Genomic DNA, 20,863 nt, shown 5'->3' on the forward strand with positions numbered 1-20,863 from the left:
ACCGGAGCCCAGGCTCCGGTTTTTTTTCATCAGAAATAACCCCTGTCGATCACTGCAAACACGCGGAAGAACCTCGCCTATCCTTACGAGCTGGTGATCTGGAAAACCTCACAGGGCACGCAAGAATCAGGCACCTTGATTTAGCAGAAACAACCCCGTCTATAACGGTGCGAATTGCTTGTAGCGGTGCAGTCTCGGCATTAGATTAGTCAATAATCTCGGACCCTAATCATAAGTAAAAGGGATAAGTATGGCGCTTACTGATCAGTCCACCCGCATCCGCGAAGGCGAAGAGCTTGATGCGGCAACAATCGATATCTATCTCAAGGCGCATATTCCAGGTCTGAGCGGCACACCGCGCATCAGCCAGTTCCCAGGCGGCGCATCGAACCTGACGTATTTGCTTGAATACGCCGATAAAGAGTTTGTGTTGCGCCGCCCTCCTCATGGACACAAAGCCAAGTCAGCTCACGACATGGGTCGTGAGTTTCGTATCCTCAACCAACTGAATGATGGCTTCCCATACTGTCCAAAAGCCTATGTTCACTGCACGGACGAGAGCGTGATTGGCGCTGAGTTCTACGTCATGGAGCGGGTCAACGGCATTATCTTGCGCTCAGACATTCCTGCCGAACTTAACCTGGACGCCGAGAAGACGCGCCAACTGTGCATGAGCTTTATCGACAAAATGGTCGACCTGCATAACGTTGACTACAAGGCCTGCGGCCTGGCTGATCTGGGCAAGCCTGAAGGCTACGTACAACGTCAAATCAACGGCTGGTCAGACCGCTACGAAAAAGCCCTCACCCCTGATGCGCCGCTATGGGAGCCGGTCAAGGCCTGGCTGCGCGACAAAATGCCGGCAGACCATCCAAAGTCTGCCATTGTGCACAACGATTATCGCTTCGATAACGTCATTCTCGACCCGAATAATCCAATGCAGATCATTGGTGTACTTGATTGGGAACTGACCACCATTGGTGATCCACTGATGGATCTGGGCAACACCCTTGCCTACTGGATCGAAGCGAATGACTCGGCCCCCATGCAACTGATGCGCCGCCAGCCAAGCAATGCGCCGGGGATGCTTACGCGCCAGGAGTTTGCCGATTACTACGCCGAACGCGCCGGTATCAAAATCGCCAGCATCGATTTTTACTACACCTATGGCTTGTTCCGTCTGGCTGGGATTGTCCAGCAGATTTACTACCGCTTTTACCATGGCCAGACTCAGGACAAACGCTTTGCGCAGTTCATCCAGATGAACAAGCTACTCGAGCAAATGAGCCTGCAGGTCATCAATAAATCACAACTTTAAGCTGACCCAATTTCAGGAGAATTGTATGTCCAAGACGCAACTGTTCGACCTCGACGGCAAGATCGCATTTGTTTCCGGTGCTAGCCGTGGCATTGGTGAGGCCATTGCCAAATTGTTGGCCCAGCAAGGCGCTCACGTGATCGTCTCCAGCCGCAAAATTGATGGCTGCCAAGCCGTTGCCGATGCGATCATCGCCGAGGGTGGCAAAGCCACTGCAATTGCCTGTCACATTGGTGAGATGGAGCAAATCCAGAATGTCTTCGCGCAGATCCGCGAGCAGTTTGGTCGCTTGGATATTCTGGTCAACAACGCAGCGACCAACCCACAATTCTGCAACGTGCTCGACACTGATCTCTCGGCCTTCCAGAAGACCGTCGATGTCAACATTCGCGGCTATTACTTCATGTCGATCGAAGGCGGCAAGCTGATGAAGCAAAACGGCGGCGGCAGCATCATCAACGTCGCCTCGATTAACGGCGTATCGCCTGGCGAGTTCCAGGGGATTTACTCGGTAACCAAAGCAGCCGTTATCAGCATGACCAAGGTTTTTGCCAAGGAATGCGCGCAGTTCGGCATCCGTTGCAACGCCCTGCTGCCAGGTTTGACCGACACCAAGTTTGCCTCGGCACTAACCAAGAACGACTCGATTCTCAAGATTGCACTGCAACGCATTCCGCTCAAGCGCGTGGCAGACCCAAGCGAAATGGCCGGGACCGTGCTCTACCTTGCCAGCGACGCCTCAAGCTACACCACTGGCGTTGCGCTGAATGTCGATGGTGGCTTCCTTTCATAGCAGCCACTGGCAGAATCAAGACCTAAACAAAAGGGACCATCAAGGTCCCTTTTGTTTAGGCGGCACAAACAGCTCAGTGGGTCACTTCCAATCCTTGAGCGCCTGTTTAGCAGCCTCATTAGTCGGCTCTGCAAGCAACCCAGTCGGCGTCAGGCTCACCGCATACTGTGCATTGTCGGCGATAGGTAAATAGGTCACGCGAAGCGCCTGCGGATCAAACATCATCAAGTCGTGTTTACCTAAACGCATCCAGCGCCACAGATCAATACCGTAAGGGCTTTTCCCAAGCTCCGCTTGAGCGTGTTGCGACATGGATTGCTGCTCGATCGCCAAAAAGCGTCCGGTAAGCTTTTGCAGGCGATAGCCCGGTTTAAGTCCAATAAGATCAGCGATGCCTTTCCAGCGCAGTAAACGCGCATCCAGCTGCCACAAGTCACCCTGAATGATCACCCTGTGCACAGCTTCACCTTCAGTGATTTGCACCTGATAGCGATCGCCATCCGCCTTAAAGCTCAAAGTTGCAACCGGCCCGCGTTCTGGCAACGGTGAATAGCTATAAAGGTCGTAGGCAACCAAGCCTATAAGGGCTGCCAATCCCAAGAAAAGCAAACCACAGGTGCCGCGCAGCCAACCCAGTAGCCAGTTGCCGCCAAATAAAATACGCGCAGCAACCAGCACCGTAATAATCGCCAGCAGCGCTGTTGCCCATGCCAAGCCATCGTATTGCATCAAGCACATCCCTTATTGATGAAAATGCTGGCATTATGCGCAGCGACTGCATCACCGCCCAGCGCCAGAGCTGAACAACCGGACACAGGTCTTCTTTTCTTATGCTACTGCCTTTCGAGCTTGCTGTTGACCCAACTACTTTATTAATTCTGGCGGGCGTCGCATTTATTGCCGGTTTTATTGATGCAATTGCTGGAGGCGGCGGTCTGCTCACCATTCCGGCACTACTCACCGTGGGCTTGCCACCCCATCTGGTGCTCGGCACCAATAAACTCAGCTCCACATTTGGCGCAGCCGTGGCCAGCTATACCTTTTACCGGCGCAAGCTGTTCAGCCCAATAAACTGGCGTAATGCCTTAATCGGTACCGCTATTGGTGCTTTGCTCGGCGCAGCAATCGCTCAATGGCTACCTGCAGAGTGGCTCAACCAAATGCTGCCTGTGGTGGTATTCGGCTGCGGACTGTATTTGCTTTTCGGCAAGTCACCGGACGCCCCACTTAATCCTGATGCGCCAATCGCCAAAGGTCGTCAGTGGCCCCAAAGTATCACCCTCGGTTTGTATGACGGCGTTGCTGGGCCTGGCACCGGAGCCTTCTGGACGGTCAGTACACTGCTGCTCTACCCGCTTGATTTAGTTCGCGCCAGCGGTGTTGCACGGACCATGAATTTCGTCAGCAACATCTGTGCGCTCGCGGTGTTTATCGCCAGCGGCCAGGTGGCTTGGGTACTCGGGATCTGCATGGGTTCAGCGCTGATGGTTGGCGCCTATATTGGTGCGCGCACCGCTATTAAAGGCGGCTCAAAGTTTATCCGCCCGGTGTTTATTCTGGTGGTGTTAGCACTGACTGCACGCCTAGCTTGGCAACACTGGTTCGGGCAGGCCTAAACGCTGCGCCACATACACATCAATCAAATAACGAGCGATTGAACGGCTGGCCGGCAATGGCGGCAGTTCATGCACGTTAAACCACTGCGCATCTTCGATCTCTTCTGGCTGCATGACGATATCGCCAGAGGCATATTCAGCATGGAAACCGAGCATCAACGAATGCGGAAATGGCCAACCCTGACTGCCTAGATACTGGATGTTTTTGACTGCAACGCCGACTTCCTCAAAGACTTCACGAGCCACACATTGCTCAACTGACTCACCCGCTTCGACAAAGCCGGCCAAGGTGCTGTAGATACCGCTGACAAAGCGCGGCGAGCGCGCCAGAAGGATTTCATCGCCGCGTGTTACCAGAACAATCATGCTCGGCGATAAACGCGGGTAATTGCGCAATTCGCAGCGGGTGCATTCCATCGCGCGCTCGCCCGGTACTTGCTGCATGGCTGCGGCGCAACTGCCGCAAAAACGATGCTCACGCGACCAAGTACCAATTTGCGCAGCAAAACTCAGCAAGCGGAACATATCCGCATCACCCTGCAGCATGAACTGACGCAGACCCTGCCAACTGGAACCGGCGAGTTCAATCGGCTGATCGACTTCGAGCAAGTAGATGGCATCGCCATCGAAATGCCCAATACCGTGCTCGCCGATGACCTCAATGTCTTGTTTTTTTAGCCACTCACGTGGGAACAAAACACCATTACTGTCGGCCAGAAAGTGTTGCTTACAATGTGCTATTGCCCAACCACCCGGCTGGTTGTGATCGATAATTGATGGCTGCCAGCGCGTATTCATCAGGCAGCAACCGAGAGGCCCAGCGTACGCACGCTATCAGCCGCAAGATCCAGCACACTTGGGCGAGTTTCTTCACGCATCACCGCACCCGCTTCCAGGTAGTACTCAAGGCTACTGAGCGCATCAGCCAGCGTTTCGAGCATATGCTCGCTTGGCATCTGGGTCGTATCAACCATTTGAGTTTGAATATAGGACGCACACGCACCGATCAACTCAGCAGCCCGCTCCTGCCCGAGGAACCACAGCCCGCCACGTACCGCTTGCAGACTGAATGGCACGTTTGCCAGATGCATACGGTCACCATTGGACTCCAGATAAGCGGTAATTGCCCGCTTGCTCAAGGCCAACCCCGCTTGCGCCTCATCGATCACGACAATTCGCGCTTCGAGCAATTGATGGTAAGCAAACAACTCTGCTTCGCTACGCTGTGGCTCAGCCGGTGCCCGCATCCGCGGCTGATCCGTGTTGAGACTGGAGACCATACCCTCAACATAGAGAATCGTATCAGCCAGTTTGTGCAATTCGGCAGTCGACGGCACAGTGCCCTCGCTCCAACCTGCCACGACCAGCACTTGTTCACTCAATGAGTTGCCGGCAGAGCTTAAACCGACCATGCCCAGGGTTTTGCTCATTTTGCCAAGCAAGGCATGCAGACTCATTAGAACATCGGCCTGCACAGTACCGCGCTCAATCAGGTCGAGCATGTCTTTGACGCTAGAAAGCTCTTCACGAATCGCGGTGCTAAGCGAGCGCATAACCGACTGTCCCGGCCCAGCCAAACGCTGCGACTCTTGCTCAAGAAGGTGATCGGTAAAGGGCAGCGGGGTTAGACCAAACACCTTGCGCAAGGCAGACACCTGCGGCCCGGCGCTATCGGATAATGCGACCAGGTAAAGCAGCTCTTTGAGCAGGCTGCGTGGCGGCTCATAGGTGCTGTTGAGAAGGATTTTTTTCAGCTCACGATCAACCCGGCCAAACAATTGCTTACGTGGCTGACGCGATAGCAGTAACCCTTCGTTCTGCGCTTCTAATGCGGCCGCACAAATCCAGCAAAGACGGCCACGGGGTTCATTAGCAAACAGGCCGTCGAGGCGCTGCATCGCCCGAGTCATCAATTTAAGGCTGCTTTGCGGATTCGGCTCGCGAATAAAACCGAGCAGACCGACCTGATACATCTGCCGTAAACGACGACCTTCCACCTCTTTAGCAGCAGCATCCAGCGCAGGCGGCGCCGTACGCGGACGCGGCTGATCGATTCGCACACTAAAGAAAAAACTTTCTGGCAATGCATGCTGGCCGCCCGCTTTACGCAGATCATTGATTGCGGGCAACAACAGCTCAGGCATTTCCTGACGGTGCGCATCAAGATTTTCAAGGTAGCGACGTAACACGTGCAGCGCATTGCTCAGCGCAGCGATCTGCACATCTCGCTCTTCACCGGCACCTGCAGGAATATCGGTGGCTTGATCGAGCACTTCTTGAGCCAGTAACTCAGCACCAGCCAGCTCAATCAAATTGAGCGTGCCTCGCACCTGATGCAAGCTTTCTACAGCTTGCTGCAACAGGCTGCCGTTGTGGCGCTCGAGAATGAACTGCTCAAGGCTCGACTCTGCCTCGAACATTGTGGCGAACAGTTCTTCACGAACCAGATTAAGCGAAGTAGCACCGGAAACCATGAGCTATTGCGCCTCCCGCGCTGTAGGTAATAAAAATTGCGGGCATTGCATTAGTCGGCGAACTCCGGCTTTTGCTTACTCATGTGAGCAGCCATGGCCACGCGCAAGTCTGCCGACTGCAGCATGGCGGCGTTCCAGGTAGCAATATACTCAAGGCCATCATCGACACGGTGATCACGCATGTAGCGAATCATCTCTTTGGTGCCGCGGATTGCCACAGGTGATTTCTCGCTGATTTGTCTTGCAAGCTGCATGACCCCATCGAGCAAGGCGTGATAGTCGGCGTAGGTGCGGTTAACCAGACCAATACTGCGTGCTTCAAGCCCGTCGACAGTGCGGCCGGTAAAGGCCAGCTCGCGCATCATGCCATCGCCGATGATACGTGGCAGCCGCTGCAATGTACCCACGTCGGCGGCCATGCCAATATCGATTTCCTTGATCGAGAACTGGGCATCTTCAGTGCAATAACGCATGTCACAAGCCGACACCAAGTCAATCGCACCGCCCAGACAATAACCATGAATTGCCGCCAGCACAGGCTTACGGCACAGATCCACGGCAGTAAAAGACGCTTGCAGCTCTAGAATTTTGCGGCGCAGGGTTTCGGCGTTGCGCCCCACATCCTTGCCTAAGTCATTACCAACCTGCGCCAGCATCATCAGGTCGATGCCCGATGAAAAATGCTTGCCCGCACCTGAAAGCACTACAACCCGAACTTCGTCCGTGGCATCAATCCAGCGGAAGACTTCAATGATCTCTGACCAGAAGTCTGCATTCATTGCATTGATTTTTTCAGGGCGGTTGATTTGCACATGGGCAATTTTATCTGCCAATTCAACCTGAAAGGCTTTGTATTCGGCCATGGCTTGGTTCCTCAGCGGCAGATTGAGCGCGCAAAATTTTCTTCTAAAAATAGCCGCCCAACTATATCAAGCACGACATAAATGTCGATCCTATCCACTGTGACGCAGGCCACTTTCTCAGGCTAAAGCATAGCTTTGATAAGCGTAGCTAAGGTATTGATCTACCGAGAATCGATATCGGCCTATGGCCGATTCGGTCTTTGCGGATAACATCTTGGCGGATAACAACGGGTGGTGGCGGAACCCAGCAACCCGTTGCCGTCGGTGCGCGGTGCAAAGCACGCAACAGAAGGGTTTATTCGCGGATACAGTCGACGGTATAAACCACTGCACCAGCATCTTCACGGCGTTGCAAGCCATGCACGTCAGCGTCGAAACCTGGAAAGCTGTCATCGAAACGACGGGCGAACTCTAGGTAATCAATGATTGAGCGCGTCGCCGCAGTGAACCGCTCACCTGGCATGATCAGCGGGATACCTGGCGGGTATGGAACCAACATCACCGCAGCCACGCGCCCTTGCAGTTGGCTCACTGGCACCGCCTCAACTTCACCACGTACTAGTTGGTTATAGGCATCAGCTGGTTTGATGGCGATTTCAGGCAACACCGTGTACATGCGCTTAAGGGCTTTAGCCGTGGCATTTTCACGGTAACAATCGTGCAGCGCATCGCACAAATCACGCAGCCCTAGCCCGTGATACTGCGCACCACCGGCCTTGGCAATGGATGGCAAGACACTGCTCAAAGGCAAATTGGCGTCGTAGCTGCGCTTGAACTCCAGCAACTCGGTGAGCAGCGTGCTCCATTTACCTTTAGTAATGCCCATTGAGAACAATACGAGGAAGGAATACAGGCCAGTCTTCTCGACCACCAGGCCGCGTTCCCAGAGAAACTTGCTGACCACAGCCGCGGGAATCCCACGCTCATCCAGCTTGCCGCCAGCGGTGAGCCCGGGCATGACCAAGGTGACCTTGATCGGGTCAAGCAGCACATAATCTTCGGCAATGTCACCAAAGCCATGCCAATCAGCCTGCGGTTGCAACACCCAGTCAGCGGTTGCGATGTCAACCGTGCCTTCAGCTTGCGGCGGCTGCCAGATAGTAAACCACCAATCATCGGCGCTGAGATTTTGCCCGAGGTTGGCCAATGCACGCCTGAAGCTGAGCGCTTCATCAAAGGTTTCCTGAATCAACGAACGGCCAGCCGGACCTTCCATCATCGCCGAGGCTACATCCAGCGAAGCGATGATGCCGTATTGAGGCGAGGTTGAAATGTGCATCATGAAGGCTTCATTGAAGCGATCAGTGTCGAGCTGACGCACGCCGCCATCCTGCACATGGATCATTGATGCCTGACTGAATGCCGCGAGCAACTTGTGCGTCGAATGTGTGGTAAACACCAGCGGCGTGTTCTCGGTACAGGTGGTGCCCATACCGTAACGACCACGGTAAAACTCATGAAAGGCCGCGTAGGCAAACCACGCCTCATCGAAATGCAGCACTTCAACACTATCGCCAAGGGTTTGCTTGACCAGTTCAGCGTTGTAGCAGAGCCCGTCATAGGTCGAATTGGTGACCACAGCCAGTTTGACCTTAGCATCGCGGCCGCGGGCCAGCGGACTGGCGTCGATTTTCGCCTGAATCGACTCGCGACTGAACTCGCTCAAGGGAATCGGTCCGATGATGCCCAGCTCATTACGCTCCGGGCACAAATACAGCGGAATCGCACCAGTCATGATGATCGAATGCAAAATCGACTTATGGCAATTGCGATCCACCAGCACCAAATCATCACGTCCGACCATGCTGTGCCAGACAATCTTGTTTGCGGTTGAGGTGCCATTAATCACGAAATAGGTGTGATCAGCGCCGAAATTACGCGCCGCGCGCGCCTCAGCCTCAGCCAGTGGCCCGGTGTGATCGAGCAGTGAGCCAAGCTCTGGCACGGAGACAGACAAGTCCGAACGGAGGGTGTTTTCACCAAAAAACTGGTGAAACGCCTGTCCCACCGGACTTTTGCGATAGGCCACACCGCCACCATGCCCCGGCGTGTGCCAGGAATAGTTGGACTGTGAAGTGTGCTGCACCAAGGCCTTGAAAAACGGCGGCAACAAACCATCAAGGTAATTACGTGCAGCTCTGGCCACCTGACGAGCGAGAAATGGCACGGTATCTTCAAACAGATAAAGAATGCCGCGCAACTGATTCAAATCAGCCATTGCCTCGGCGGGCGCGTTTTCGATAGTGACTTGCTCACCAAGGGCGAAGATTGGCAGTTGCGGAGCACGCGCACGGGCAATGCGGATCAGCTCAACCATATCCTGCAGCAGGTGCTTGTTTCCCCCCGCCCCCTCGGCGGTCACCAGAATGCAGGCCAGACCGTGGTGGGTTGAAGCAACGATGCGCCCTTCAGCCGAGCTTGCTGTCGACAAAATACTGAAGCCATCCTGCTCCAGCTCTTGCGCAATCGCCCGCACGCGATCACCGGCGACGGTATCGGCCTTGATGTCGCGATGAACAATGAGTACAGGAAACTTTAGATCTTTATGCATTGTGTTGTCCCTGAAAGTGACAGGCCACGGCCTGCCTATCACCTCAGGTTAGAGCTTGCGCAACGCTGGCGGAACCCCCACTGCTTCACAGTGTACGAAAAGGTCGCGCGCGAATAATTCTCAAGACTCGGCTTCGACCTTGGGCAGCTCCATTTGCAGCCACAACGGCAGCGCCCCGGCAGACTTTTCAATCGCAGCCAACCGCGCCGCATGCTCGCTCAACTCCGTCTCATTGGCAGCAATAATCCTGGTCATGGGACGATCCGCTGGCAAGCGTTTGATTGGCGTCGGTTGCTGACGCCCGCCAGTACCATCACCTTCGGAGCCGTCACCAGCCAACGACAGGTTGGTCTGGCCGCCGGTCATGGCCAGGTAAACATCAGCCAGAATCTCGGCATCGAGCAAGGCGCCGTGCAGATCACGACCCGAGTTGTCGACATCGTATCGCTTACACAGCGCATCGAGACTGTTGCGCTGGCCTGGGTGACGCTCACGGGCCATCACCAGGGTATCGAGGACCGAGCAATGATCGGTCAGATCAGAACGATCCATTCGACCTTGCAGCACAAACTCATTGTTGATGAAACCAATATCGAACGGTGCGTTATGGATGATCAACTGGGCGCCGTTGATAAACTCAAAGAACTCGTCGGCGATGTCTTTGAAGTGCGGCTTGTCGGTGAGGAACTCGTTGGTAATACCGTGGACGGCGATGGCGCCTTCATCGATCTCGCGATCAGGCTGCAGGTACACATGAAAGTGACGCCCCGTTAAGCGTCGGCCGATCATCTCAACACAACCGATCTCGATAATCCGATGGCCATCAGTAACCGGCAAACCGGTCGTTTCTGTATCGAGAACTACTTTTCTATCAGTTGCTTGATTGTTAACCGTCATCGTATACCCGCCTCTAAACACAGGCTGAATCTTAACATGGGTAAATCCATCCTAGGGCCTGTCAGTAGTCTCAATTAGCTTCTCGATCAACGCTTTTGCCGCAGCCGAAAGCGTTGTCCCGGCCAGATGAATCAAGCCCACCCGCTGCTCAACCCGCGGCTGACTCAAGGCCACGCAGCGTGCACCGAGTGCCTGCATTTGCTCGCGGCATAAACCTGGTACCACGCTGACACCCAAACCCTGGGAAACCATGCGCCCTACGGTCACCAGTTGATGGCTTTCAAACGCCACAGGCAAGCGCCCATGACGTTCGCTTACACACCGCTCCAGCAAACTACGCACCGCCGAGGGTCGTTGCAGGGCAATAAAAGGCTCGCCCAGCAAATCACTCCATTGCAGTTCTTCGTTGTCGGCAAGCGGGCTGGCTGCAGGTACCACAGCAATAAATCGATCCAGATACAACGGGATAAAAGTCAAACCCTCAAGTGACTCAGGCTCCAGCACTACCCCCAACTCAACGCGGTGGTTGCGCACCATTTCCACCACCTGCTCATTGATCACATCATGCACTGTGACATTGATATTTGGGTGCCCGTCGCGAAACGCCTTGAGCGCTACTGGCAGCAGGCTTGCGGCAAATGACGGCAGCGCCGCAATCGCCACCCGGCCGAGCTGGAGGGTGAAGTGTTGGCGCAGGTGTTCTTCGGCATTGTCCCAATCGGCAACCAGCCTACGCGCCATTGGCAACAGCACCTCACCTTCACGGGTCAGCGCCACGCTACGGGTGGTACGCACCAGTAACGGGCCGCCAAGCGATTGTTCAAGGGTCTTGATCGCCAAGCTCAACGCTGGCTGGGACAGGTGCAAATGCTGGCAAGCCTGCGCAAAGGACAAGGACTGAGCAACAGCCAGAAAAGCACGAAGCTGCTTGATCGACATTATTCAGAAAAACCTATCAATACTAATAAAAAACAAACTTAACAAATAATACCTGGCAACCGACACTGAAGCCATCTCCGGTCCCCGACCGATGCCACTACCACAGGAGCAACGAGATGGCAGGACTAGATAAACGCGTTAACAGCTATGCGGAGGCCCTTGCCGGTCTCACCGATGACATGACTGTACTGGCCGGTGGCTTCGGCCTTTGTGGAATCCCTGAAAACCTGATCGCTGAAATACGCCGTCTTGGGGTAAAGGGCCTGACTGTGGTTTCCAATAACTGCGGCGTTGATGGCTTTGGCTTGGGCGTGCTGCTTGAGGACCGGCAGATTCGCAAGATGATTGCCTCCTATGTCGGCGAGAACTCACTGTTTGAACAACAACTGCTTAGCGGCGAGTTGGAAGTGGAACTGACACCACAAGGCACACTTGCCGAGAAGCTACGTGCAGGCGGTGCAGGCATTCCGGCGTTTTTTACCGCTACCGGTTACGGCACGCCAGTTGCTGAAGGTAAAGAAGTACGCGAGTACGCAGGTCGCAACTACATCCTGGAACCGTCGATAACCGGCGACTTCGCCATCGTCAAAGGTTGGAAGGCAGACCACTTCGGCAACGTGATCTATCGGCACACAGCGCAGAACTTCAACCCACTGGCCGCCACTGCAGGGCGCATCACCGTGGTCGAAGTTGAGGAAATCGTCGAACCCGGCGAACTCGATCCGGCACAGATCCACACTCCCGGCATCTACGTCGACAGAATCATTCAAGGCCGCTTCGAAAAGCGCATTGAAAAACGCACCGTGCTGGCGTGACCCATCCGAACTGACAAGAGGCGACTATGGCACTTACCCGCGAACAAATGGCTCAACGCGTGGCGCGCGAACTCAAGGACGGCTACTACGTTAACTTGGGCATTGGCATTCCAACACTGGTGGCCAACTACGTGCCCGATAACATCCAAGTGATGCTGCAATCAGAGAACGGCTTGCTCGGCATGGGCGCCTTCCCCAGGGACGATCAAGTCGATGCTGACATGATTAATGCTGGCAAACAGACCGTTACGGCAGTCAAAGGCGCCTCTATTTTTTCATCCGCCGAATCCTTCGCCATGATTCGCGGCGGTCATGTTGATCTCACCGTGCTCGGCGCTTTCGAGGTCGATGTCGACGGCAACATCGCCTCGTGGATGATTCCGGGCAAGCTGATCAAAGGCATGGGCGGCGCCATGGATTTGGTGGCGGGTGCCGACAATATCATCGTGACCATGACCCACGCATCCAAAGACGGTGAGTCCAAACTGCTACCACGCTGCAGCCTGCCCCTCACCGGTGCCGGTTGCATCAAAAAAGTGCTGACCGACCTCGCCTACCTGGAAATTGAAGGCGGCGCCTTCATTCTGCGCGAGCGCGCGCCAGGAGTTAGTGTCGAGGAAATTGTCGAGAAAACGGCGGGGCGGCTGATCATCCCCGAGCAAGTGCCGGAAATGACATTCTGACTCCGTCACCGCCAGGCAGCGGTGGTGAAGTCAGGCGTGCTTCAAAGCCCTGACGTCATCAACCCCACGATTAGCCAGTTGGTCGGCGCGCTCATTGCCGGGATGGCCGGTATGGCCGCGCACCCACTGCCAGGTCACTTTGTGCCGGTTAACCTGCTCGTCTAGCTGTTGCCATAGATCTGCATTCTTGACCGGCTGCTTGGCGGCAGTTTTCCAGCCGCGTTTTTTCCAGTTAGGCATCCAGTCTTGAATACCCTGCATGACATATTGTGAGTCCGTCACCAGACGTACATCGCATTCGCGCTTGAGTTCAGCCAGCCCACGAATTGCCGCAGTCAGTTCCATGCGATTGTTGGTGGTCTCGGCTTCACCGCCCCACAACTCTTTCTCGACACCTTTGAACACCAGCAAAGCGCCCCAGCCACCTACGCCAGGGTTACCCTTGCACGCGCCATCGGTATAGATTTCAACTTGTTCTGACATGCAGAGCATTTCTCTCAATAATTAAATCAAACAGGCGAACTCGCCTTCATCCCCTAAGGTTTGTCGGAATCTCGGCGACTGACCTTAGCCACCGGCATCGGCACCATTGCGCCCATAGGCTCACGACGGGACTGACGCAGTGGCCGCAAACCCACGACCAACTTGCGCGCTACCAATAGATAGAAACCACCGCCAGGAGCTTGCCAAGCGCCACCCCATGATTCCAATGGGGTCAATCGCGCCTGCCAGGTACGGGAAGCAAGCGGCGGACGATAGCATCCGAAGCGGCGTTTCTCCAGCGCAAAACCAAGCAGATGCAGCCAGTCACACACCCGATTGGCTGAGATACAGCGCGCCTGATGCAAGGCATCGCGCGTCAACACATGACGCAGGCCCCAGCAGCTTGCCGGGTTAATTCCGACGATCAATAAATGTCCACCGGGCCTAACGCTGTGCGCCGCCTCACGCAACAATCCGTGGGGTGACAGGCTGAAATCCAAACCATGCTGTAACAACACCACATCAGCCGCATGTTCGGTCATTGGCCAAGCCTGTTCTTCGCAGGCGATATCAACTCCGGCAAAGGGTGCGCCGACCCGCACACTATGTTGAATTTGTGCAGCGTCAGGCACCTCGCCGGCAAAAGGTCCGTAGTGCAACATATAGCTGCCAAAAAAGCGTGCGAGCTCTTCCTCAAGCAAGGGCTGCTCACTTTCAAGCAGTAGTTGCCCATAAGGCCCTTGAAACCATTCCCGAGCATTGGTAATCAAATTCAACCATTGGGCATCGGCGTCGGCAAAAGGTGTTTCTGAGCGATGCTGATCTGACATTAATCGGTTCCTGCGTAGCCCTTAGCGCCAGTGAGGCCTAAGATGCACGTTTGTTTAAACCTTGGCGAATGACGACCATGATAAACATCGAAGCCCTACCTGCATTCTCCGACAACTATATCTGGTTGTTACAAGACCCCGCGTTACGCCACTGCGCGGTAGTGGATCCAGGCGATGCAGCGCCCGTTGAAAAGTGGCTGAACAGTCACCCGGACTGGAAGCTAACCGACATCCTGGTTACCCACCATCACTTTGATCATGTGGGCGGTGTTGAGCAGTTGAAAACACTCACCGGCGCCCGCGTTACTGGCCCCGCCAATGAAAAGATTCCAGCCCGCGACCTGGCGCTAAGCGAAGGCGATGAACTTCAAGTGCTTGGACAGACCTTAAGGGTTATTGAAGTTCCAGGCCACACATTGGGGCATATCGCTTATTACCAAGCCGAGAATAACTGGCTGTTCTGTGGTGATACCTTGTTCGCTGCGGGTTGCGGGCGATTGTTTGAAGGAAGCCCGCAACAGATGCATGACTCCCTGACCCGGTTGGCAGCCCTGCCCGCCTCTACCGCCGTCTACTGCACCCACGAATATACGCTGAGCAACCTGCGCTTTGCTTTGGCCGCAGAACCTGACAATCAGGCGGTTGCCCAGCGCATCAGCGATGTCACGCAATGGCGCCAGAACGATCAGATAAGCCTACCTTCCAGTCTAGAACTGGAGTTGGCAACCAATCCTTTTTTGCGCACAGATAAGCCCAGCATCCTGCAGAAATTAGACGAGCGGAGCGGCCCCCATGAGCGCTCCCCAGTACAGGCATTTGCGGAACTTCGTGCTTGGAAAGATAACTTTTAAAAAGTCGACACAACCACAAAACGCTGGTCAAAACTTGACCAGCGCGAAAACGGTTTCTAGAATCGCCCGACCTTTGCATCTGGAAGACCATCACCGCTAATGCTTTTATCACCACGCAAACCCTTGAATTCAAAGGCATTAGCACAAAGCGCTCAAGCGCTCGTGGTGGTGTTTTGTGCGACCCTGGCTGGTTGTCAAACTGCGCCAGAAGCCAGCGACGAATTAGCCCTGGTTAAACGTCAAAAACCAGAGCCTGTGTGGCTTGATACGCAAACCCAAAAGACCGTGGCCACTGACATTTGGGAACGCGTGCGTGACGGCTATCAGATGCAAGATATCATTGGTATAAATCCACGCATCGAACAGCAGCGCCTTTGGTTTGTAAGCAACCCCTCGTTCATCGAAAGCGCCAGCGAGCGCAGCAGTCCCTATATTCATTACATCGTAGAGCAGCTCGAAGAGCGCAATATGCCGACTGAACTGGCATTGCTACCGATGATTGAAAGCGCCTACAACCCTCTCGCACTGTCTCATGCTAAAGCAGTAGGTTTGTGGCAATTCATGCCAGCCACCGGCAAACACTTCAACCTTCGTCAAACCAGTTGGTACGACGGCCGCCGCGATGTCACCGCCTCCACCAATGCAGCGATGAATTACCTGACGCGTCTGCATGACATGTTCAACGGCGACTGGCTACTCGCGCTCGCGGCATACAACGCAGGCGAAGGACGGGTCAGCAGAGCGATTGAGCGTAACCAGAAACTTGGCCTGCCAACTGATTACTGGAATCTCTCGCTACCAACTGAAACCCAGAACTATGTGCCTAAGCTGCTTGCCCTTTCCCAAGTAGTAATGACCCCCAAAGCCTATGGCGTCAGTCTCAGCCCAGTTGCCAACGAACCCTACTTCGAGCAAGTTGCGCTAAAACAGAACATGGATCTGTCGAAGATCGCTGAAATGATGGACCTTGATGAGGATGAGCTGTACCAACTCAATCCAGCCTTCAAGCGGCGCATCACCATGGACGGCCCTCCAAGCTTATTGGTGCCCATCGAAAAAGCCGAAAAATTCACCGCCAGCTTGTCGACCATGAAGCCTCAGGACATGATCAGCTGGCAGGAATACAAAGTTCGCCGCGGTGACACACTGAGCGGCATCGCTAGCCGCTATAACACCAGTATCAATGGTATCCGTGAGCTGAACAAACTCACCAGCAACAGCCTACGCGTTGGCCAGACTCTGAGCCTGCCAATGCGCGCAGGTGTGAAGATTGACTCTGGCCAACAGATTGCCAGTGCCCGGGCCATGAAGCCACGCAGTTATCGAGTCAAGGCAGGCGACAATCTCTGGTCGATCGCAAAAGCCAACAAGGTTTCAGTCAATCAAGTCAAACGCTGGAACAAACTCAGCGGCAACTCGCTGAAAATTGGTCAAACCCTGGCCCTTGCAGATACGTCCAGCGCAAGTTCAACCGTCAGCCGCAAGCAAAATACTGTCACTTACTACAAGGTGCGCAAGGGCGACTCATTATCGATGATCGCGCAGCGCTTTAAAGTACCGGTCAAACACCTCAAGACGTGGAATCCACGTACCGGCAGCGCATTGCGCCCCGGCCAAACCTTGACCCTGCGCTTGCCCCGCTAATTTCTGATAACGGCCAAGCACCCGCTTGGTCGTGCATATCCCGTACCTGAAGGCACAGGATCTGCGTACAGTGCACCTTACTAGCGCTATCCTGTGTCCGCAGTAACGACAAATGACTCAAATAACCGGTAAGAAAATTAGCCACGCAAAACCAAGTCGAAATTTTGCACATTGAGTCCATGCGGGCATAGGGTATGCGGCCGTAACACCGCTCCTGAGCGGCACCCGGCACCTGTCATGGGCAAGATTCATTTTTAATCACAGTACGCTTACAAGACACTCAAGAGCCTGGTCTTTTTCCTGTCGATACAAGCTGTTACTGTACCGGGCAAGATGCCCATAGCCGCCACGGATCGGATATATCACTTGATACGTCGCCTCATCCCATTACTGGTCAGCCTTGTTGTGTGTTTCCCCGCAGGGGCAACCATCATCAAAAGTCATGGCTATGCTCAATTTGGTGCACTTAAGTACTCAGCTAGCTTCACCCATTTCGATTGGGTGAACCCTGATGCGCCAAAACAAGGCACCATGCGCATGATGGCTTCAGGCACCTTCGATACACTCAACCCTTATACTTTCAAGGGTTCCAGTCCGATCTCGACCGCAAACTTCCTGCAGTACGGCGTCAACGAGATGAACGAACCGTTAATGGTTGGTACCGGTGCTTATGACCCTTCAGGGGATGAGCCCGCATCGAGCTATGGTTTGATCGCCGAGACTGTCGAATACAGCGAAGATCGCAGCTGGGTGGTCTTCAACCTGCGTAAAAATGCCAAGTTCCACGACGGCAAGCCGATTACCGCCTATGACGTTGCCTTCTCCTATCGCACCCTGCTCAAGGAAGGCCACCCGCAATACCGCACCAATCTGCAGGAAGTGAAGCGCGTCGATATTCTCAATCGCCACCGCATCCGCTTCGTGTTCAAGCGCGCGGGTAATCCTTTACTGATACTGCGTCTGGGCGAGTTGCCGGTATTGCCGCAGCACTACTGGAAGGACCGTGACTTTACAGCCACCACTTATGATCCTCCGCTCGGCAGTGGTCCCTACAAAATCAGCGAAGTGAGTCCGGGGCGCAGCCTGACCTTTGAGCGCGTGAAAGACTGGTGGGGCAAAGACTTGGCCGTAAACCGCGGCAAGTACAATTTCAATAAGGTTCGCGTCGACTTTTATCGTGACAGCAATGTTGCCTTTGAGGCATTCAAAGCGGGCGAGTTTGATTTTTACATCGAACAGCAAGCTAAAAACTGGGCGAACGGCTACAACTTCCCTGCCGTGCAACATGGCGACGTTATTCGCGCAGAAATTCCGCACAAAATCCCAACTCAGACCCAAGCGCTGTTCATGAACTCACGACGTCCGCTGTTCGCCGACGCCAAAGTCCGTGAAGCGCTGGGACTGATGTTTGATTTCGAGTGGACCAATCGCACCCTCTTCAACGGCTCCTACACCCGCGCCAGCAGCTACTACCCGAACAGTGAGTTCTCTGCGACCGGCAAGCCTGTAGGCGCGGAGTGGCTGCTGCTATCGCCCTACCGCGATAAGCTGCCGAAAAAGCTGTTTACCGAACCCTATGTGGTGCCCAAAACCCAGGGTCATGGCATTCCGCGGGAAACCTTACGCCGCGCCCTGAGTCTATTTGCCGACGCTGGCTGGAAGGCTTCGGAAAATGGTCTGGTCAACAGTAAAGGTGAACAGTTCCAGTTTGAGTTACTGCTGGTCAACTCTGGACTGGAACGTATCTATGAGCCATTTACCAGAAACCTGGCAATGCTCGGGATTCAAGCGAATCTGCGCACCGTCGACCGCGCCCAATACAAGCAGCGATTGGATCAATTCGACTTTGACATGATTTCCCTGACCCTCCCGCAAACACTGAGTCCAGGGCTTGAGCAATCGCTGTATTTCCACTCCAGCCAGGGCAAAGTCAAAGGTGGCAAGAATTATGCTGGTATCGACAGTCCAGTGGTCGATGCCATGGTTGAAAAGCTGCTTTCAGCGCAAACCCGCAACGAACAAGTCGCAGCAACCCGCGCCTTAGACCGCGTGTTGTTGTGGGGCTATTACAGCATCCCCAACTGGTACATCAATTATCACCGGCTGGCTTATCGCAATCGCTTTGCTCATGTCCCCACACCGCCTTACACACTAGGGCTGCGTACGTGGTGGCTGAAACCCACGGAGAAAACCCGATGACGCATTCACTGCGCTCATTTGCAGTACAAAGTAGCGCCATTTTGTTGCTCGGCCTGTCCTGTTTGACCCAAGCAGCGCCGCAACATGCCGTCACCTTGTATGACGAACCGCCGAAATACCCGGCCAACTTTACCCATTTTGACTACGCCAACCCCGACGCCCCCAAAGGTGGCACCCTACGACAAGCTGGCTTCGGCGGCTTTGACAGCCTCAATCCTTATATCAACAAGGGCGTTTCGGCCGATGATCTGGGCCTGATCTACGACACCCTCACCGTCCACGCCCTGGATGAGCCATTCACCGAATATGGCTTGATCGCAGGTAAAATCGAAAAAGCCCCTGACAGCAGTTGGGTGCGCTTCTATCTGCGGCCTGAAGCCCGCTTCAATGACGGTACGCCGGTCACCGCCGAAGACGTCAAGTTCACCTTCGACACGCTGATAAGCAAAGGCTCACCGATGTTCCGCGGCTACTATGCGGACGTTGAAAGCGTCGAGATCGAAGGCCCACTGAAAGTACGTTTCAAGTTCAAGCATGCTGGCAACCGCGAGCTGCCGCTGATCGTCGGACAACTGCCAGTGCTGCCCAAACACTGGTGGGCAGAGCGCGACTTCAGCAAGAGCAATCTGGAAATCCCGCTGGGCAGCGGCCCTTATCGCATCAGCGAGGTTAAACCCGGCCGTAGCATAAGCTACAAGCGGGTCAAGGATTATTGGGGCAAAGACCTCGCGGTAAACCGTGGTTTCTATAACTTCAATACCATGCGCATTGATTACTACCGCGATAACGACGTTGCCTTGCAAGCGCTCAAGGCCGGTCAGTTCGACTACTGGCTGGAAACCAGCGCCAAGAACTGGGCAACCGCATATGAAACATCAGCCGTTGCTAACGGCCAGTTGATGAAGGAAGAACTCAAAAACTCCAACCCAACCGGCATGCAGGGGTTTGTCTTCAATATTCGCCGTGACCTGTTTAAAGATTCGCGCGTACGAGAGGCATTTGGCCTGTTGTTTGATTTTGAGTGGGCCAACAAACAGCTGTTCAATGGCGCTTACACCCGTACCCATAGTTATTTCGACAACTCTGAACTGGCTTCAAGCGGTCTGCCGGATGCGGCCGAGCTAAAGATACTTGAGCCGCTGCGCGACAAGATTCCAGCCAAGGTATTTACCGACGAGTTCACGCTGCCAGTGACTAACGCCACCGGCATGATTCGTGAGCAACAGCGCCGCGCTTACCAGTTGTTGCAAGAAGCCGGTTGGCGGGTCGAGGGCGATCACATGCTCGATGCGACCGGCAAACCCGTCAGCTTCGAATTCTTACTCGCCCAAACCGAGTTTGAGCGTGTATTACTGCCTTATAAACGCAACCTGGCTGATTTGGGCATCGACATGGTAATCCGCCGCGTCGACGTTTCGCAGTACATCAATCGCCTCCGTTCGCGTGATTACGACATGATTGTTAGCGGCTTTGCGCAATCCAACTCACCGGGCAACGAGCAACGTGAGTACTGGCATTCGAGCAGTGCAGACCGACCTGGCAGCCGCAACTTTATTGGCCTCAAAGACCCGGCCATTGATGAGCTGGTAGTTGGCCTGATTGGCGCCGACTCGCGGCAAAACCTGATTAATCACACCCGCGCGCTTGATCGGGTGTTGCTCTGGGGCTTCTACGTAGTGCCCAACTGGCACATCAAGACGTGGCGCGTAGCCTACTGGAATACCCTGCAGCATCCCGATGTCACGCCGATGTACGACATTGGCCTGAATACCTGGTGGGCACGTCCAAAATCACCAGAAGCGCAAGCTGCGGAGCAGGCAACAACAGCAACTGATGACCCTGAAGAACAAGCTGCCCCCCCAAAAAAGCCGAATGATGTGCTAACAACTGAAGGCACGGAGCAATAA

At 54.5% G+C, this 20,863-nt stretch carries 18 protein-coding genes; 9 read left to right on the top strand and 9 right to left on the bottom strand.

Features of this window, described 5'->3' with window-relative positions; genetic code table 11:
- Nucleotides 1–250: 250 nt before the first annotated feature.
- Entirely contained in the window at nucleotides 251–1,318 is a 1,068-nt protein-coding gene (locus ACN0UH_RS12755) for a phosphotransferase family protein (RefSeq protein ID WP_417662391.1), read from the top strand.
- 25 nt (nucleotides 1,319–1,343) lie between these two features.
- Nucleotides 1,344–2,111: an SDR family oxidoreductase gene (locus ACN0UH_RS12760; RefSeq protein ID WP_087516525.1), complete on the top strand. Its 768-nt coding sequence runs from the start codon at nucleotides 1,344–1,346 to the stop codon at nucleotides 2,109–2,111.
- A gap of 81 nt (nucleotides 2,112–2,192) precedes the next feature.
- Here ACN0UH_RS12760 and ACN0UH_RS12765 read toward each other — a convergent pair whose 3' ends face one another.
- A complete protein-coding gene (locus ACN0UH_RS12765; protein WP_417662392.1) occupies nucleotides 2,193–2,840 on the bottom strand; it encodes a hypothetical protein in 648 nt (215 codons plus the stop codon).
- Between the two features lie 107 nt (nucleotides 2,841–2,947).
- On the opposite strand from ACN0UH_RS12765, the gene ACN0UH_RS12770 reads away from it, so the two are divergent.
- Entirely contained in the window at nucleotides 2,948–3,727 is a 780-nt protein-coding gene (locus ACN0UH_RS12770; protein WP_417662459.1) for a TSUP family transporter, read from the top strand.
- On the opposite strand, the gene nudC is transcribed toward ACN0UH_RS12770, so the two are convergent.
- The 6 genes from nudC to ACN0UH_RS12800 form a co-directional block, all read right to left on the bottom strand.
- Nucleotides 3,695–4,525 carry an NAD(+) diphosphatase gene (gene nudC / locus ACN0UH_RS12775; protein ID WP_417662393.1) on the bottom strand — a complete coding sequence of 277 codons (831 nt, stop codon included), beginning with the start codon at nucleotides 4,523–4,525 and terminating at the stop codon, nucleotides 3,695–3,697. The genes ACN0UH_RS12770 and nudC overlap by 33 nt on opposite strands.
- Complete coding sequence (locus ACN0UH_RS12780) at nucleotides 4,525–6,201, bottom strand: ferrous iron transporter B (RefSeq protein ID WP_417662394.1); 1,677 nt, start codon at nucleotides 6,199–6,201, stop codon at nucleotides 4,525–4,527. Before ACN0UH_RS12780 ends, nudC begins: the two co-directional genes overlap by 1 nt.
- Nucleotides 6,202–6,251: 50 nt before the next feature.
- The gene (locus ACN0UH_RS12785) at nucleotides 6,252–7,064 is read right to left on the bottom strand and encodes a crotonase/enoyl-CoA hydratase family protein (protein ID WP_417662395.1); all 813 of its coding nucleotides are present in this window, start codon (nucleotides 7,062–7,064) and stop codon (nucleotides 6,252–6,254) included.
- A 295-nt stretch (nucleotides 7,065–7,359) separates the two neighbouring features.
- The gene (locus ACN0UH_RS12790) at nucleotides 7,360–9,615 is read right to left on the bottom strand and encodes an Orn/Lys/Arg decarboxylase N-terminal domain-containing protein (protein ID WP_417662396.1); all 2,256 of its coding nucleotides are present in this window, start codon (nucleotides 9,613–9,615) and stop codon (nucleotides 7,360–7,362) included.
- Nucleotides 9,616–9,735: 120 nt separating this feature from the next.
- A complete protein-coding gene (dnaQ, locus tag ACN0UH_RS12795) occupies nucleotides 9,736–10,512 on the bottom strand; it encodes a DNA polymerase III subunit epsilon (protein ID WP_417662397.1) in 777 nt (258 codons plus the stop codon).
- A gap of 51 nt (nucleotides 10,513–10,563) precedes the next feature.
- On the bottom strand, nucleotides 10,564–11,451 hold the full coding sequence (locus tag ACN0UH_RS12800) for a LysR family transcriptional regulator (protein WP_417662398.1): 888 nt from the start codon (nucleotides 11,449–11,451) through the stop codon (nucleotides 10,564–10,566).
- Between the two features lie 116 nt (nucleotides 11,452–11,567).
- On the opposite strand from ACN0UH_RS12800, the gene ACN0UH_RS12805 reads away from it, so the two are divergent.
- Nucleotides 11,568–12,266 (top strand): CoA transferase subunit A, encoded by a 699-nt coding sequence (locus ACN0UH_RS12805; protein WP_417662399.1) that lies wholly within the window; start codon nucleotides 11,568–11,570, stop codon nucleotides 12,264–12,266.
- Nucleotides 12,267–12,292: 26 nt separating this feature from the next.
- Nucleotides 12,293–12,949: a CoA transferase subunit B gene (locus ACN0UH_RS12810; protein ID WP_417662400.1), complete on the top strand. Its 657-nt coding sequence runs from the start codon at nucleotides 12,293–12,295 to the stop codon at nucleotides 12,947–12,949.
- A 30-nt stretch (nucleotides 12,950–12,979) separates the two neighbouring features.
- Here the strand turns inward: ACN0UH_RS12810 and rnhA are convergent, their stop codons facing one another.
- Together rnhA and ACN0UH_RS12820 are read right to left on the bottom strand one after the other, a co-directional pair.
- Nucleotides 12,980–13,432 (bottom strand): ribonuclease HI, encoded by a 453-nt coding sequence (gene rnhA, locus ACN0UH_RS12815; protein ID WP_339512465.1) that lies wholly within the window; start codon nucleotides 13,430–13,432, stop codon nucleotides 12,980–12,982.
- Nucleotides 13,433–13,485: 53 nt separating this feature from the next.
- Nucleotides 13,486–14,262: an SAM-dependent methyltransferase gene (locus tag ACN0UH_RS12820; protein WP_417662401.1), complete on the bottom strand. Its 777-nt coding sequence runs from the start codon at nucleotides 14,260–14,262 to the stop codon at nucleotides 13,486–13,488.
- A gap of 77 nt (nucleotides 14,263–14,339) precedes the next feature.
- On the opposite strand from ACN0UH_RS12820, the gene gloB reads away from it, so the two are divergent.
- The 4 genes from gloB (at nucleotide 14,340) to ACN0UH_RS12840 (ending at nucleotide 20,863) form a co-directional block, all read left to right on the top strand.
- Nucleotides 14,340–15,113 (top strand): hydroxyacylglutathione hydrolase, encoded by a 774-nt coding sequence (gene gloB / locus ACN0UH_RS12825; RefSeq protein ID WP_417662402.1) that lies wholly within the window; start codon nucleotides 14,340–14,342, stop codon nucleotides 15,111–15,113.
- 99 nt (nucleotides 15,114–15,212) lie between these two features.
- Nucleotides 15,213–16,757, top strand: coding sequence for a LysM peptidoglycan-binding domain-containing protein (locus ACN0UH_RS12830; protein WP_417662403.1), 1,545 nt, complete (start codon nucleotides 15,213–15,215; stop codon nucleotides 16,755–16,757).
- A 369-nt stretch (nucleotides 16,758–17,126) separates the two neighbouring features.
- Nucleotides 17,127–18,956 carry an extracellular solute-binding protein gene (locus ACN0UH_RS12835; protein ID WP_417662460.1) on the top strand — a complete coding sequence of 610 codons (1,830 nt, stop codon included), beginning with the start codon at nucleotides 17,127–17,129 and terminating at the stop codon, nucleotides 18,954–18,956.
- The gene (locus ACN0UH_RS12840; protein WP_417662404.1) at nucleotides 18,953–20,863 is read left to right on the top strand and encodes an extracellular solute-binding protein; all 1,911 of its coding nucleotides are present in this window, start codon (nucleotides 18,953–18,955) and stop codon (nucleotides 20,861–20,863) included. The genes ACN0UH_RS12835 and ACN0UH_RS12840 overlap by 4 nt, the downstream gene beginning before the upstream one ends.

Source organism: Pseudomonas sp. (assembly GCF_048265905.1).
Lineage (GTDB): Bacteria > Pseudomonadota > Gammaproteobacteria > Pseudomonadales > Pseudomonadaceae > Aquipseudomonas.